Below are 14,579 nucleotides of genomic sequence, written 5' to 3' on the forward strand. Positions count from 1 at the left end.
TATGAAATTTTGTAATTGTGCTGATTATATAGATAGAAAGAAAAAATAAGTAATCATGTTGAAAATATATTCGAACAATAAAATGCACTAGTATAAAATTAATCGAATGAATATGGAAATATAGTTGACTTTCAAAAAAGGACATGATATTATTGTGGAGGTTAATGAATACAAAGTTTGTGGTTGAAGTAGAGGCTGCCCGCTTCTCACCTGATTGACGCTCATTTTGAGTTGTTTCAAGGTTATGACACGTTGAATTGTTTTACGCTTTGATGGCGTATGCACATATAGCGGGCGGACATCTTCAAAATGTCCGTCTTTTTTTTATGGACAGACGCTAGAAGTTGTACCGTTCAACCGGGCAAGGCTTTGCCCAAACCATGTATTCGCGACAACTACTTGGAGGTGGATTACTATTAGCAAAGACATGTATGTAAACGAAGGTATTCGCGCACGTGAACTTCGATTAATCGATCATAATGGTGACCAGCTTGGTGTAAAGACACGTAATGAAGCGTTGGAAATCGCCACGCGTGTAAACTTGGATCTTGTCCTTGTGGCCCCTCAAGCCAAGCCGCCAGTCGCTCGTATCATGGACTATGGTAAATTTAAGTTTGAACAGCAAAAGAAAGACCGCGAAATTCGTAAAAATCAAAAAGTTATCGTGATGAAAGAGGTTCGTTTGAGCCCAACTATCGATGAAAATGATTTCCAAACGAAGCTACGTAACGCTATCAAATTCCTTGAAAAAGGCGATAAAGTTAAATGTAGCCTACGTTTCAAAGGTCGTGCGATTACACACAAAGAGATTGGTCAGCGTGTGCTAGATCGATTTGCTGAAGCTTGTGCTGAAGTGTCTACGGTTGAACAAAAACCGAAGATGGAAGGCCGAAGCATGTTCTTAGTTCTTCAACCAAAGAACGAGAAATAATATTAGACGAACAGTTTAGGAGGAATTCGACATGCCAAAAATGAAAACACACCGTGGAGCTGCGAAACGTTTCAAAAAAACGGGTACTGGTAAATTAAAATTTGACCGTGCTTTTGGTAGCCACTTATTCGCGAACAAATCTACAAAAGCTAAACGTAAATTACGTAAAGCTAAAATCGCTACATCTGGTGATTTCAAACGTATCCGTACGTTACTTACTTACGTAAAATAAGATCGAATAAAAACATAACATTCATTTTTAAATGAAAAGCAGGAGGTAATTAGTATGCCACGCGTAAAAGGCGGAACAGTAACGCGCAAGCGTCGTAAAAAGGTTTTAAAATTAGCAAAAGGTTATTATGGTTCAAAACATACATTATACAAAGTTGCTAACCAAGCAGTAATGAAGTCAGGTCAATATGCATACCGTGACCGTCGTCAAAAGAAACGTGATTTCCGTAAATTATGGATCACTCGTATCAACGCAGCTGCTCGTATGAATGGTCTTTCATACAGCCGTTTAATGTACGGTTTAAAAGTTGCTGGTATCGAAGTTAACCGTAAAATGTTAGCTGACCTAGCTGTAACTGATGCACAAGCATTCACATTATTAGCAGACGCTGCTAAAAAAGCAATCGCTAAATAAGAAATAGTACTAGGCTCTAGTATTACCTTATTTAAGGTCTATGCTTCTCTTTTCCACACCGAAAGTGCAAGCGGCAGGTGTGAAAAAAGCAATCGCTAAATAATTTTTGAGAACAAAAGGCTGATGGATTTTTCCATCAGCCTTTTTTCTAGATATGGAGGTAGTTATGGCACAGGCACTACTTGCTTATGTGGCAGTAATGTCACTCGTATTGCTCGTTTTCATGGGCATGGACAAATCTCGTGCGATAAAGCAGGAGTGGCGAATTGCTGAACGTACACTATTTACACTTGCAATTTCTGGAGGAGCTGTTGGCGGTGTACTGGGCATGTATCTATTTCGCCATAAGACACGTCATAATAGCTTCGCATTTGGATTTCCACTACTAGCAGCCTTGCAAATATTTCTAATTGTGCGTGTATGGGGCATCTCTCTTTAGGTAGGGAGGTGTTTTTCTGTGCGAAAGCGAAGCGTCAGCAATAATTACGCCGAGTCGTAATTGATGTGTTTGTAAGGTTGATGTCGATAAAAGTGAAAATGTGGTCGATAAATCAATATAGTTGTCCGATAAATTCCAAAAGCTATCCGATAAACAAAAAATACGCCCTCAGTTCGAGGACGTATCACGCATAAGTTGTTCAATTGGTTGTTTCCAGTTAATTTTTGCATTTGGATAGGTCGTTAAAATCTCTTGTTGTAAATATTCGAAGTCTTTTTTGGTGAGACCTTGCAAAGTAGCGGCGTCACGGGCTCCGACGAATATTGTCACGACTTCAAAAGCATCTTCTGTGGTACCTAAGTATTTTTCACCTTCAAATAGCGCACCCTTATAAGAGATAAAGAAGTTTTTACGGACATTTTTGACATCATCATAAAAATAATATTGATTTTTTTCGTAGGCCTCGTCCAGTTTTCGCTTTGGATCTGTTATATAACGAATCGCTTTATAAAATACATAAATAATAAGCGCAATGACAGCAAGTCGTATTAGTAATGGCACCATGTTAGATTTCCCCCTTGTATAAAGGTTATTCTTTCCTATACGAATATGGGGGGCAATTAGTTTCACTTTTAGAAAAAAAACTTTAGGAGAAAAAAATGAACTTACAAAAACTGTTTGAAATGCAAAAAGGGCTAGATGACTTTATCGAGAAGACGCAAAAGATTGAACGTGATGTATTTAAGGAGAAAGGGCTTGCGCTTATGGTAGAACTTGCGGAACTTGCCAATGAAACTCGTTGTTTCAAGTTCTGGAGCACAAAAGGTCCGTCTGAACGTGATGTGATTTTAGAAGAGTATGTGGACTCGATTCACTTTATTTTATCGCTCGGTATACTAAAAGGCTTTACGACAATCGAGAAGTGGCCTGTAATTGAGGAAAAACGCGATTTAACTGAAACATTCCTAATGACACAAGAATATATTTTAACATTCATCCACAATCCGACAAAGGATGGCTACCTAGCTATTTGGCAATGCTATGGGGTAATTGCTTATAACTTAGGTTTTAGCTTTGATGATGTGGTGCGTGCGTATGTAGAAAAAAATGAGGAAAATTATAAACGCCAACGTACAGGCTATTAGCGAAGAACCTTATGAAATACATTCAATGTGTTTCATAAGGTTTTTCTTATAATATTAGGAAAATTCCACAAACTTTAAGCGTAACATAAAAATATAAAGAAATTTGCCGAAATTGCGGCTTTATTGTAAACGCAATGTAAAGAACATGTTAAAACTCTGCTGAAAACCGCACAGAGAGCTAGTTTTTTTTATAATAAATGAGATAAAACTTGAAGGAGTGTCAACATGGAGTTAAATTGGCAGGAAATGATTTTCCAATTTTTGGGAGGTCTAGGTCTCTTCTTATTTGCAATTAAATATATGGGTGATGGTCTGCAAAAAGCAGCCGGAGACCGTTTAAGAGATATATTAGATCGTTTTACGACAAATCCATTTATGGGTGTTTTAGTCGGTATTTTTGTAACAGTACTTATCCAGTCTAGCTCAGGGACGACTGTAATTACGGTTGGTTTAGTAAGCGCTGGATTTATGACGTTACGACAAGCGATTGGTGTCATTATGGGGGCGAATATTGGTACAACCATTACAGCTTTCATCATTGGGATTGACGTTGGGGAATATGCTTACCCTATTATGGCACTTGGGGCAGTCCTGCTATTTTTCTTTAAGAAAAGTAAAATTCAAAATATTGGTCAAGTATTATTTGGTTTCTCGGGCTTATTTATCGGTTTAGAGTTGATGAGTAGTGGTATGAAGCCTTTACGTGAATGGCAACCATTTATTGATTTGACATTAAATATGAGTGATTCACCGATTCTAGGTGTCCTTGTAGGTACGATCTTTACGCTAATCGTACAGTCATCTTCTGCAACAGTAGGTATTTTACAGGAGCTATATGCAGGAGGTTTAATAACGCTTGATGGTGCGATACCTGTACTTTTCGGTGACAATATCGGAACAACGATTACGGCGGTATTGGCAGCATTAGGAGCATCTATTGCGGCAAAACGTGCAGCGGCAACACACGTATTATTTAATGTAGTTGGTACCATTGTTTTCATGCTCGTTCTTGGGCTATTTACGAATTATATCTTGTGGATTTCAGGTGTATTAGGGTTAGAGCCTAAAATGCAAATTGCTTTTGCGCACGGAACGTTCAACGTTATTAATACACTTATTCAACTGCCATTAATCGGGGTTTGGGCTTACGTCGTGACGAAGTTAATCCCGGGCGAGGATGCAATTGTTGAGTATAAACCGAAGTTCTTAGATTATTCATTAATTACAAAGTCTCCAGCTATTGCGTTGGGACAAGCAAAACAAGAAGTTGTACGTATGGGTGATTTTGGTGTGCAGGGATTAGTAGCATCACTGGATTATTTAAATACACTAGATGTGAAGCAGGCAAGTACAGCGGCACAACTAGAAGAGGCAATTAATAACCTCGATCAAAAAACAACAGATTATTTAGTAAGTTTATCGAAACAATCATTATCAGGTGCAAACTCTCATTTACATCATGGACTACTTGAAAATATTCGTGACATTGAGCGTATTGGTGATCACGTAGAAAACTTAGTTGAGCTAATTGATTATAAAGAAGCGAACCGCGTAAAACTTAGTCAAGAAGCGATGCAAGAGCTAGAAGAAATGTTTAAGCTTGTTATTGATACAGTAACGATAGCAATGCAAGCGCTAGATACACGCGATGTGTCGATAGCACAGCAAGTGAGAGAGCAAGAAAATCGTATTGACGAAATGGAACGTAAATTACGTAAACGCCATATTAAACGTTTGAACGAAGGTATTTGTTCTGGTTCAGCGGGCATTGTATTTGCGGATATTATCAGTAACTTAGAACGTATTGGTGATCATGCCAACAACATTGCTGATACAATTTTCGAACAAGAGTAAGGTAAACAAGCATTCTTTCGGGAATGCTTGTTTTTTTTACCTCAATTTTCAGACGATTTATTAGGCATATTTCGATAAACTAATTATAATAAGAAGAGACATAAGAAGTAGGAGGAACAGTCATGACACAATTAGATTCAACGTTGCAAATGTTTAAAGATTTAACAGATGCTAATGGTATCCCAGGTAACGAACGTGCACCGCGTGAAGTGATGAAACAATATATTGCACCGTATGCGGACTCAGTGGAAACAGATAATTTAGGTAGCTTGATCGCCAAAAAAGTAGGAGATGAAAACGGTCCTAAAATTATGGTTGCTGGTCACTTAGATGAAGTCGGCTTCATGGTAACGCAAATCGATGACAAAGGATTCATCAAATTCCAAACTGTTGGTGGCTGGTGGAGCCAAGTGATGTTGGCACAACGTGTGACGATTACAACACGTAAAGGCGAAGAAATTATCGGGGTTATTGGATCTAAACCGCCTCATATATTACCGGCTGAAGTGCGCAACAAAGTGGTAGATATTAAAGATATGTTCATTGATATCGGTGCTGCTTCTAAGGATGAAGTGATTGGATGGGGCGTTAGTCCTGGGGATATGGTGACGCCATATTTTGAATTCAATGTTATGAAAAATGATAAATATTTATTAGCTAAAGCCTGGGATAACCGAATTGGTTGTGCCATTGCCATTGATGTGATGAAAGCTTTAAAAGACGAAAAACATCCGAACATTTTATATTCAGTGGGTAATGTACAAGAGGAAGTAGGCCTGCGTGGAGCGAAAACGTCTACATTCAAAATCCAACCAGATATCGGCTTTGCTGTCGATGTTGGTATTGCTGGAGATACACCTGGGGTAACACCGAAAGAATCTAATAGCAAAATGGGTGCTGGCCCACAAATCGTCGTGTACGATGCATCGATGGTATCACACCGAGGATTACGAGAATTTGTATTGGATGTAGCAGAAGAAAATAACATCCCGTATCAATTTGAGGCGATGGCTGGTGGTGGGACAGACGCTGGCTCTATACATGTTACTGCAAACGGTATACCTGCACTATCAATTGGTATTGCAACACGCTATATTCACTCACATGCAGGAATCTTACATCGTGACGACTACGATAACGCAGTTAAATTAATCGTCGAAGTGATAAAAAAATTAGACCGTGATGCTGTAAATAAAATTATTTTTGACTGATATACGAAGAGAGCTTACCTGCTGAGGTAGGCTCTTTTTTGTTCGACCATGTTGAGCTAGAACACCATCGTTGCTTTTAAATTGGATGAAAGTCAAAATTACATATTATGCATAAAAATTCAGAATGACGTGTTTTTGTCACAATTTGAGTATGAATTCAAACTTTTTAAAATAAACATAAAAATTCAGTTGATTTTATATTTATGCATGTATATAATAAACTCAACAGCAACGAAAGCAAGGAGCGAAAGCGATGAAATTACTAGAAGAAGTGCAGCTACAGTTAGTGTCTAGTTTAAAAGGAAAAGACTTACTAACCCTGCTTGACTATACAAGTGAAGAAGTTCAACAATTAGTAGCGTTGTCAACGCAATTAAAGACGATTACTAAAGCAGGGAAATGCCCGAAATTACTAGAAGGTAAAACTCTGGGTATGATTTTTGAGAAACATTCAACACGTACTCGTATTTCATTCGAAGTGGGCATGAATCAGCTGGGTGGTAAAGCAATGTTTATGCATTCACGTGATTTACAAATTGGTCGTGGTGAATCGATTTATGATACAGCACATGTGCTATCAGGCTACTTAGACGGCATAATGATTCGTGCAAACTCTCATGCAATGGTGAAAGAACTTGCCGAGCATGCAGTGATTCCAGTGATCAATGGTTTAACAGATATTTATCACCCTTGCCAGGCTTTAGCGGATTTAGAAACAATCGCTGAAAACAAAGGTGAACTAAAAGGACTTAAAATTGCATATGTTGGAGATGGCAACAACGTGGCGCATTCGTTAGTAGTCGCTTCTGCACACGTAGGAATGCACGTGGCAGTAGCAACGCCAGTTGGCTATGAATGTGATACAGAGGTTATTGCAAAGGCACAAGCTATCGCAGCGGCAAATGGCAGTACAGTCACAATTACCAATGATCCTATAGAAGCAGTCAAAGATGCTGACGCTGTATATGCAGATGTTTGGACGTCAATGGGGCAAGAAGAGGAAGCGGCAAAACGTTTACAAGACTTCGCAGGTTACCAAATCAACGATGAGCTCGTAGCACATGCAAAGCCTGATTACATGTTCTTACACTGTTTACCAGCACACCGTGAGGAAGAAGTTGCGACATCTGTTATTGATGGTCCAAATTCTTATATTTTTGAGCAAGCTGAGAATAGACTTCACGCACAAAAAGCAGTAATGGCTTCGATTTTAGCATAACGTTCGACATATGCTTCTCGGGTTGAGAAGTACTATATAAAGAGAGTTCACATTGGCAACAGAGGATGTCAATGTGAATAACATAAAAGTGGAACACAGCCAGAGGGATGTAGACCACGTGCGATGTACGTTGTCAAGATGGATGGCTTCATCGCTACATAGTAAAAGTAATCTGGGAGACGCTGGATTGCTTTTTTTTTGTAAAAAAAATTATAGAAATTGTTGCTGAGAGTAATCGAAGGTATTGTAATAATCTAGGCCGAGTCGCTCAACCAGTGTGTGTGGATGATGGAACGTACATGAAAATCAACGATAGTTTTTCTCATGTTGGGTGTTTGAAGTTAATTTACGTATTGTGAGTATATAACTTTCGTCTGTTGAACAATGTTGTACACGTACTTGGCTTTAAACGAGGTAATAGCAGGCATCGTTTTAATTATGTTCAAAAAAACACGGACTCCCACTTTAAACGGGGGCCGTGTTTTTAGGTGATGAAGTGTTATAGGCTACTAAAGTTTCCCTCTTAATCTGAAAAACTACATCATAAAAATTTTTCCTGGATTCATAATGTTATGTGGGTCAAGTGCGGCTTTAATGCTTTTCATGACAAGTAAGGAAGCGCCGTGTTCTGTCGCTTGGTACTTCATCTTGCCAATGCCGACACCATGTTCGCCTGTACATGAGCCACCACGTAGCAAAGCATACTGGACAATATGTTCATTAAATTCATCGGCCTTTGCTTGCTCTTTTGCATCTGTCGGGTCAAGCATGAGTAGTGCATGGAAGTTTCCATCACCTACATGCCCAACAACTCCACCTGCAAGACCAACCGTCTCTAACTGTTCACGTGCATACAAAATTGTCTCGGCAAGTACAGAAATAGGTACACAAACGTCTGTGGACATTAATTTTCTTCCTGGATATGCATGAATATAAGCATAAGCAAGACTATGACGTGCTTCCCACAACTTATTACGTGCGGCGTTGTCAGTTTCAAAGGAAATAGAAGCGCAGCCGAAGTCCTCAAAAATTGCTGTAGTAAATTCAATATCTTCCTGCATACCTGCTTCATTACCATGGAACTCTAAAAATAAAGTTGGTTTTTCTTCATATGAAGTTTCGTTGTAAATATTAGCTTGTGCCATAGAGGACTCATCGACAAGCTCAACACGTCCGACCATAATCCCTGCTTGCAACAAGGCAGCGACTGCGCTGACAGCATCGCCAACTGTTGGAAAAACGGCACGCCCTGCAGTCACAAATTCAGGAATCCCATAAACCCTTAATGTCAGCTCTGTAAAGCAACCCAGTGTACCCTCAGAGCCTACAAATAAACCATTTAAATGATAGCCTGAAGAAGATTTTGCCGCCATGCTACCTGTATGAATAACGGAGCCGTCTGCAAGAACAACCTCTAGATCACGTACTTGGTCACGCATGACGCCGTAGCGCACTGCAGTTGTGCCACTAGCATTTGTTGCCGCCATACCACCGAGTGTCGCATCTGCACCAGGGTCTACAGTAAATTGTAAACCGTGCTTTTTGAGCTCTTTATTGAGTTGTGAGCGTGTGACTCCAGGTTGCACTTTTACAAGTAAGTCTTCTGGACGAATGTCTAAAATTGCATTCATTTCCGAGAAGTCAATAGAAATTCCTCGCGCAATGGGAATAGCGTTTCCCTCTAAACTCGAGCCAACGCCAAATGGCACGACAGCTACACGCGCTTCATGCGCAATTTTTAAAATTGCGCTCACGTCAGCTGTCGAGTGGGGAAATACAACGATGTCTGGCAAACTCGTAGCATGGTGAGATTCATCTTTTCCATGCAATTCACGTACCGTCTCATTCGTAGACACTTGCTCGTCCGCTAAAATACTTTTAAGTTGGCTTACTAATTGATCAATGACAATAGTCATTCCACTCGCCTCCAAATAATTCTGATAAATCTAATTTATCATGCTATTGGAAGGAATGGAATGTATTGAATACATAAAAATAGGCTAGTGTGCAAATACTTGCTCTAGCTTTTGAGTAAAGGCATCTCTTTCCGAAGGGCTTGATTGTTGCCACCATTTTTCTAAAAATACTCCAAGTCCGGGGAGTAGATGTTCTTCACCGCGAGCAATCGCATCCTCTACAATATCCTTAAACTCTGCAGCTGTTTGGCCATTTACATTTGTTGCAATGGCATCTCTAATTTGAAAATTCATCTTAAATCGCCTCCATAGTAATATTTTGTCCATGTCTTGAAAAAATATGTATGTAAAGTACTGAAAAAACTTATGATTTACAAAATTCCCGTTAGTAATTTACTGTTTTTACATAAAAAATATCATTAATATTCACTTAGATAACCGCTAAATAAGCAATTCGACACTTAATTTTGAACAGGCTACGATGGAGACACCTAGGAATAATGGATTGTGCACAGTCGTCAGGATGAACATATGATTGACGCAAAGAAAAAAACGATTGAGTTGTCGTCAGAACAATCGTTTGAAGAAGTACTAGAGCTTGTGCAACCAATGATCACGACAATTTTGTTGAAATGTCATGTTTATAAAAATTATGACTATTATCGCCATATTGCTGCAATAGGAGTTTGGGAGGCATGGCAAAAAGCTGATCCTGCGAAGGGGGCATTTTCTTCATATATTTATACCACTGTAAAAGGACGTATTATGCAGGAGCTTACAATTGAAAAACGTTACTTGAGCAACTATACGCTGATGGAAGGAGAAACCTTGAATATCATATTGACACGAAATGAATCAATGGAAGGAGGGCATTCCACAGAATTAGTAGAAATGCTTTTCGAATTTCTGCAGAAAGAAGAGATTGAATTACTTCAATTACTTTATATAGACGGCTATAGCTATATAGAAATCGCTCAGCAACTTTCTGTTTCTGTTGACGCTGTAAAGAAAAGGCGTATGCGACTAATGACCAAAATTAGGGGGTTAATAGATTTGAGTTAATAGGAATTCAAGAAAAAACATCCTAATACTATTTATAATAGAATATTGGGGTGAATCAATTTAAAAAGCTATCTCTCTCTTTAATATTGAAGAGAGGAGATAGCTTTTTATCTGTAGGAGTTTAGGTGTTCTATACAATATGTAAAGAGAGTCATAAATAATTTACAAGTGTAATAAATACCATATAAATTGAAGAAAATTGAAATTTTATGTAAAAATATGTTGAAAATTCAGAAAATTGATTTTATAATGAAGGTATAACTAATTGAGATGGAGGTGGTTTTCGCAATGAGGAAAGTTAGAATTCGTGAACGATTAGCATATTTGGAATGGTGGCTGCGGTAGTCAGTTGGAAGAATGAAACTGTTATCTTGAGTGAAAGCAAGGGATGAACACCAGTAGCTGTATGGGTTTCCTTGCAATTTAAACGATGAGGAGGGTAGACCGTATTGTCAAAAAATACAGCGTCTTCAAAAATCCAAAGTATTCGACATACATAATCTTGTTGAGTAATCAACGATAGCGTTGAATAGACTCGTTAATAAATCGAGAGCGAGTGTCAACAGTAGAAAGTATACAGCGCTAATCATTATTTTATATTGTGATTAGTGAGTCGACAAGATGTGAAGACCTTAATTCAAATGTATGTGAATGGTCGCCTGCAACATGCAACACATCGAGAAGTTTAGTACAGAAAACTGACGCATTAAGCCGGTAAGTTGAATAGATTTTAGAGGGATTTGACAACGGAATATGAAATGGAGGAAATAAAATTTTTGAAAGAGAATATAGTATACGCAATTGCGCCGTACTATATGGGTGGGTATTCTTCTGTATTGATAACAGAGAAGGGGAAGTTGTTATCGAAAAAGAGTGTGCATGAAATCATGAATCGCTTTTGTATTATGAATGGGTCGACATTAGATGGGTGTATTCGAGCAACACGTGAAACAACAAGTTACGTGAAAAATCCACCAATTATGTTGTCGGCAAAAGGATTGTATGCGATGCAACTACCAAGTTTCGAATACAAAGAAGCGGTTTGGATATTTAATTTGAACTTTTTGTCGCTAAAGGTTGATAATGGCCCGATGAGAATTATCTTTCAAAACAATCACTATATCGAGGTAGATGCTTCTGTAGAAAAGTTACAACGAAACCTTTGGAAATTACTTGAGATGAAACACTTATTCAATCAGATTGCACCAGACTATTTAAAATAAGCTCATTTGTGAATCCCTAATTCTTGCTAAAGGGGTTCACTTTTTTTGCGCTACATATGACACTGCGAGCGCGGTACTATATAATAGTGAATAGTATATAAAAAAGGGCGGTAAAGAAATACAATGAAAAGAATTGAATCGACGCAAAATACATTAGTTAAATATTGGAAGAAATTAGCGACAACCCGCAAAGAGCGCGAACGTTCAGGTGAGTTTTTAGTAGAAGGCTTCCATTTGGTAGAGGAAGCGCTGAAAAATAAGGATCAGTTGCTGCAGTTGATTGTACGAGAAGATGTCGATTTACCAATGCTTTGGCCGATTGATGATGTATCGATGGTAGAAGTAACTCCAGCTGTAGCGAAGGAATTTGCTGAAACAGAAACGACACAAGGTGTATTTGCCATTTGCAAGCAACCAACAGCAGTTGAAGAATCGATGTCCACTTGGCGCAAGGTTTTACTTGTAGATGCAGTACAAGATCCGGGCAATATCGGTACGATGATTCGTACAGCGGATGCGGCTGGACTAGACGCAGTTGTGCTTGGTAAGGGCTGTGCAGATCTTTACAATCCGAAGACGCTTCGTTCGGCGCAAGGCTCACATTTCCATATACCGGTTGTACGCGGTGATTTAGAGGACTGGATTGATGCACTTCAGGACAATGGTGTTCCAGTGTTTGGTACAGCACTTGATGAAGATGCAGTGCCTTATAGTGATATTCAACATGGTGGCGCATTTGCGATTATGGTAGGCAATGAAGGCAGTGGCATTAATCCACAGTTGCTTTCAAAAACAGATCAAAACATCATTATCCCTATCTTTGGACAAGCTGAATCGTTAAATGTTGCTGTTGCGACAGGGATTGTCCTTTATGGATTTGTGAAATAAAGAAGACTACCACTATATATCATGACGCGAGTCTTTTCTCTGTAATATAGAGAAAAGACTCGCTATTTTTATGCCTGTTGATGAACTAATTATAAGATGAAAGTAGGTAACTGAGGTCAAAAACTAAGATTCTATTTCCACTTCGTTTTGTGCAGGAATTGATTTACTTATATTTTCTCAAGAGTCATAAGACTCCACTTCAAACCACTAAAAAGAAGAAACCAATACGTGTGTTGAAGAAGAAAAAGAAATACTTTAATAAAAGGTTAACTGATGTCTCCCTATTTAAATCACCATATTTAGTAGACATTTTAGAAGCTTGGGCCGAATATTTATTGAGTAATTCATCTAATTCTTGACTGCAATTTACTACTTGGGGGTGTGTGAATCCTAAATCCTTAGCTTTCTTATACATGATTTTTCTTTTGATTTCAATTTTAACTTTCAAAATATTTCTCCAGAATAAACTACTCACGATAAATTCTCCCTCTGATTTTTTTTGTCTAATTTTTGAAATGATTGTCTGATACTTAAATCAGCTTTTTCATTCTATAACACTCAAAATGAAAAAAATGTCATAATGTGTGCCGAAAACAAGGTTTCACAAATTTGTCATATATGAAGAGAAAAGAGATGAATTAAGGTCTTTAGTTATGAAGATTCGCTATTTAAATGATAAAAGAATGCTCTTTTTTTCATTTTATCGATTTGTATGAGAGGTCGAATTTTGTTCTTCTATTTATGAATATAATGCTGCAAGAAAAATTCCTAAGGCTTCTTCGTAGATTTCATCGAATTGCGTAAGTGGGAGAGGATTTGTCCCGCTACCAAGCTCAATTGTGAAACCCGGTCTTCGCCAGTCTTGAATAAACCAATCTTTGTAGCCCGCATAACTGCCCGTAGCTTGAGCTGGCACGTATCCACTGACTCTTGCAAATTCATTTGCAAGGATTTCATTCTCGGGGGGGTCAAGATTCTCAAAACCCCAGTAAATCACTTCCCCCTGTGTATGGAACGCAAGCACTCTTGCAAAATCCATGCGCCTTGTAAGGTCCGTCATTGCAATGGCCTCAGGTTCGGATAAAGGTTTTTCGCCTCCGTAATCTCTTGGTCCTGGCTCCTTTGGATTTCGTGCGCTTTCCAACTCCCACTTGGCAGGGAATTGATCGTTCAAATCCACTCCTCTAATATTGGCTTTCCATCCCGAAAAATCTAAGCTGCCTTTATTCCATTCAATTACTTGGTTGTGCCACGGTTCAGTTTCTGGAGGTCCATTTATCACTAAATCCACGCCGTCTGGATTGACCATAGGCACAATAGAAAGCTTCGTTTGTTGGTAAAGAGGAGCTGTGAATAGTCCACGGATGGGTTGCTGGTTCGTGAGGGAAAGCAAATAATCATTTAAGAAGGTCATAATAATTGGTGTTGTAATCCATTCATTTGCATGAAATGAACCATTATAATGAACGCGTTTAGTCCCGTTTCCAATCAGTATTTCGGGTATTTCCTTGTCTAAAACTGAATTCCCGATTGGAGGAGTTTGCAAGAATGGATAAACCGATAGCAATCTTCTAATGTCCTTCAACATAATGTTGTAGTCATAATTTTGCTTTCCATTTACGAGCCTTAAAGTAATCCTTTGGGGTACTCGAATTGTCTGTCCGATTTGCAAACGGCTTGGCTCAAGATTAGGATTTACAAGGAAAAGCGTATCTAGCGGAAGATTTCGACTATGGGCAATTGACCATAAAGAATCCCCCGATTTTATGTGATAATTGGTGACCACGAATCCTGGTATTTGAACTGTTCGCCCTACTGGAAGGTCTTGGGGGTTAATGCTCTGATTGGAGTCGATTATTAGTGGAAGAGGCATCCTAAACAGTTGGCTGTAATACCAAAATGAATCCCCCACGTCTAACAAATACTTTCATGTGTTCCTCTCCTTAATATTGAAAAGACTCAATTATAAAAGTATATGAAAAAAAGTAACGTTTGTTATTAGAGATCAAAATCAACCTTTCGTAAAGGTATTGCATAGTATGTAT

At 38.6% G+C, this 14,579-nt stretch carries 15 protein-coding genes and 1 pseudogene; 11 read left to right on the forward strand and 5 right to left on the reverse strand.

The features are described 5' to 3' along the window. Nucleotides 1-427 precede the first annotated feature (427 nt). From infC to ACIQ2D_RS10940, 4 genes are all read left to right on the forward strand, one after another. Nucleotides 428-931: a translation initiation factor IF-3 gene (gene infC / locus ACIQ2D_RS10925; protein WP_402863727.1), complete on the forward strand. Its 504-nt coding sequence runs from the start codon at nucleotides 428-430 to the stop codon at nucleotides 929-931. A gap of 31 nt (nucleotides 932-962) precedes the next feature. Continuing rightward, entirely contained in the window at nucleotides 963-1,163 is a 201-nt protein-coding gene (gene rpmI / locus ACIQ2D_RS10930) for a 50S ribosomal protein L35 (protein ID WP_402863730.1), read from the forward strand. 54 nt (nucleotides 1,164-1,217) lie between these two features. Continuing rightward, nucleotides 1,218-1,577, forward strand: coding sequence for a 50S ribosomal protein L20 (gene rplT / locus ACIQ2D_RS10935; protein ID WP_402863733.1), 360 nt, complete (start codon nucleotides 1,218-1,220; stop codon nucleotides 1,575-1,577). 166 nt (nucleotides 1,578-1,743) lie between these two features. Beyond that, a complete protein-coding gene (locus tag ACIQ2D_RS10940) occupies nucleotides 1,744-2,016 on the forward strand; it encodes a DUF1294 domain-containing protein (RefSeq protein ID WP_402863736.1) in 273 nt (90 codons plus the stop codon). A gap of 168 nt (nucleotides 2,017-2,184) precedes the next feature. Here the strand turns inward: ACIQ2D_RS10940 and ACIQ2D_RS10945 are convergent, their stop codons facing one another. Beyond that, complete coding sequence (locus ACIQ2D_RS10945) at nucleotides 2,185-2,580, reverse strand: sigma-w pathway protein ysdB (protein WP_402863739.1); 396 nt, start codon at nucleotides 2,578-2,580, stop codon at nucleotides 2,185-2,187. Between the two features lie 95 nt (nucleotides 2,581-2,675). Between ACIQ2D_RS10945 and ACIQ2D_RS10950 the strand changes: the two genes are divergently transcribed. The 4 genes from ACIQ2D_RS10950 (at nucleotide 2,676) to argF (ending at nucleotide 7,445) form a co-directional block, all read left to right on the forward strand. Then, complete coding sequence (locus ACIQ2D_RS10950; protein ID WP_402863742.1) at nucleotides 2,676-3,161, forward strand: dUTP diphosphatase; 486 nt, start codon at nucleotides 2,676-2,678, stop codon at nucleotides 3,159-3,161. A gap of 225 nt (nucleotides 3,162-3,386) precedes the next feature. Then, the gene (locus ACIQ2D_RS10955; protein WP_402863745.1) at nucleotides 3,387-5,015 is read left to right on the forward strand and encodes a Na/Pi cotransporter family protein; all 1,629 of its coding nucleotides are present in this window, start codon (nucleotides 3,387-3,389) and stop codon (nucleotides 5,013-5,015) included. 122 nt (nucleotides 5,016-5,137) lie between these two features. Continuing rightward, nucleotides 5,138-6,226: a M42 family metallopeptidase gene (locus tag ACIQ2D_RS10960; protein ID WP_402863748.1), complete on the forward strand. Its 1,089-nt coding sequence runs from the start codon at nucleotides 5,138-5,140 to the stop codon at nucleotides 6,224-6,226. Nucleotides 6,227-6,479: 253 nt separating this feature from the next. Continuing rightward, a complete protein-coding gene (gene argF, locus ACIQ2D_RS10965) occupies nucleotides 6,480-7,445 on the forward strand; it encodes an ornithine carbamoyltransferase (protein ID WP_402863751.1) in 966 nt (321 codons plus the stop codon). A gap of 536 nt (nucleotides 7,446-7,981) precedes the next feature. Here argF and ACIQ2D_RS10970 read toward each other — a convergent pair. Both ACIQ2D_RS10970 and sspI read right to left on the reverse strand, forming a co-directional pair. Further along, nucleotides 7,982-9,361: an FAD-binding oxidoreductase gene (locus ACIQ2D_RS10970; RefSeq protein WP_402863754.1), complete on the reverse strand. Its 1,380-nt coding sequence runs from the start codon at nucleotides 9,359-9,361 to the stop codon at nucleotides 7,982-7,984. Between the two features lie 84 nt (nucleotides 9,362-9,445). Beyond that, a complete protein-coding gene (gene sspI / locus ACIQ2D_RS10975; RefSeq protein WP_402863757.1) occupies nucleotides 9,446-9,655 on the reverse strand; it encodes a small acid-soluble spore protein SspI in 210 nt (69 codons plus the stop codon). A gap of 213 nt (nucleotides 9,656-9,868) precedes the next feature. Between sspI and ACIQ2D_RS10980 the strand changes: the two genes are divergently transcribed. The 3 genes from ACIQ2D_RS10980 (at nucleotide 9,869) to ACIQ2D_RS10990 (ending at nucleotide 12,534) form a co-directional block, all read left to right on the forward strand. After that, complete coding sequence (locus ACIQ2D_RS10980) at nucleotides 9,869-10,423, forward strand: sigma-70 family RNA polymerase sigma factor (protein WP_402863760.1); 555 nt, start codon at nucleotides 9,869-9,871, stop codon at nucleotides 10,421-10,423. Nucleotides 10,424-11,199: 776 nt separating this feature from the next. Beyond that, on the forward strand, nucleotides 11,200-11,646 hold the full coding sequence (locus ACIQ2D_RS10985; protein WP_402863762.1) for a competence protein ComK: 447 nt from the start codon (nucleotides 11,200-11,202) through the stop codon (nucleotides 11,644-11,646). Nucleotides 11,647-11,769: 123 nt separating this feature from the next. Then, nucleotides 11,770-12,534 (forward strand): TrmH family RNA methyltransferase, encoded by a 765-nt coding sequence (locus ACIQ2D_RS10990; protein WP_402863765.1) that lies wholly within the window; start codon nucleotides 11,770-11,772, stop codon nucleotides 12,532-12,534. A gap of 316 nt (nucleotides 12,535-12,850) precedes the next feature. Here ACIQ2D_RS10990 and ACIQ2D_RS10995 read toward each other — a convergent pair. Continuing rightward, nucleotides 12,851-13,009, reverse strand: a pseudogene (locus tag ACIQ2D_RS10995) (Spo0E family sporulation regulatory protein-aspartic acid phosphatase); the annotation flags it as partial. Nucleotides 13,010-13,273: 264 nt separating this feature from the next. Next, complete coding sequence (locus ACIQ2D_RS11000) at nucleotides 13,274-14,407, reverse strand: M14 family metallopeptidase (protein ID WP_402863933.1); 1,134 nt, start codon at nucleotides 14,405-14,407, stop codon at nucleotides 13,274-13,276. Between the last annotated feature and the right edge of the window lie 172 nt (nucleotides 14,408-14,579).

Source organism: Lysinibacillus sp. NPDC097287 (assembly GCF_044761695.1).
Lineage (GTDB): Bacteria > Bacillota > Bacilli > Bacillales_A > Planococcaceae > Lysinibacillus.

What these genes read in the sequence shown, in the direction of transcription:
- argF (WP_402863751.1), top strand. Translation starts at nt 6,480, where the DNA reads ATGAAATTACTAGAAGAAGTGCAGCTACAGTTAGTGTCTAGTTTAAAA.
- ACIQ2D_RS10940 (WP_402863736.1), top strand. Translation starts at nt 1,744, where the DNA reads ATGGCACAGGCACTACTTGCTTATGTGGCAGTAATGTCACTCGTATTG.
- ACIQ2D_RS10990 (WP_402863765.1), top strand. Translation starts at nt 11,770, where the DNA reads ATGAAAAGAATTGAATCGACGCAAAATACATTAGTTAAATATTGGAAG.
- ACIQ2D_RS10945 (WP_402863739.1), bottom strand. Translation starts at nt 2,580, where the DNA reads ATGGTGCCATTACTAATACGACTTGCTGTCATTGCGCTTATTATTTAT.
- ACIQ2D_RS10970 (WP_402863754.1), bottom strand. Translation starts at nt 9,361, where the DNA reads ATGACTATTGTCATTGATCAATTAGTAAGCCAACTTAAAAGTATTTTA.
- rplT (WP_402863733.1), top strand. Translation starts at nt 1,218, where the DNA reads ATGCCACGCGTAAAAGGCGGAACAGTAACGCGCAAGCGTCGTAAAAAG.
- infC (WP_402863727.1), top strand. Translation starts at nt 428, where the DNA reads ATGTATGTAAACGAAGGTATTCGCGCACGTGAACTTCGATTAATCGAT.
- ACIQ2D_RS10960 (WP_402863748.1), top strand. Translation starts at nt 5,138, where the DNA reads ATGACACAATTAGATTCAACGTTGCAAATGTTTAAAGATTTAACAGAT.
- ACIQ2D_RS11000 (WP_402863933.1), bottom strand. Translation starts at nt 14,407, where the DNA reads ATGCCTCTTCCACTAATAATCGACTCCAATCAGAGCATTAACCCCCAA.
- ACIQ2D_RS10955 (WP_402863745.1), top strand. Translation starts at nt 3,387, where the DNA reads ATGGAGTTAAATTGGCAGGAAATGATTTTCCAATTTTTGGGAGGTCTA.
- sspI (WP_402863757.1), bottom strand. Translation starts at nt 9,655, where the DNA reads ATGAATTTTCAAATTAGAGATGCCATTGCAACAAATGTAAATGGCCAA.
- ACIQ2D_RS10950 (WP_402863742.1), top strand. Translation starts at nt 2,676, where the DNA reads ATGAACTTACAAAAACTGTTTGAAATGCAAAAAGGGCTAGATGACTTT.
- rpmI (WP_402863730.1), top strand. Translation starts at nt 963, where the DNA reads ATGCCAAAAATGAAAACACACCGTGGAGCTGCGAAACGTTTCAAAAAA.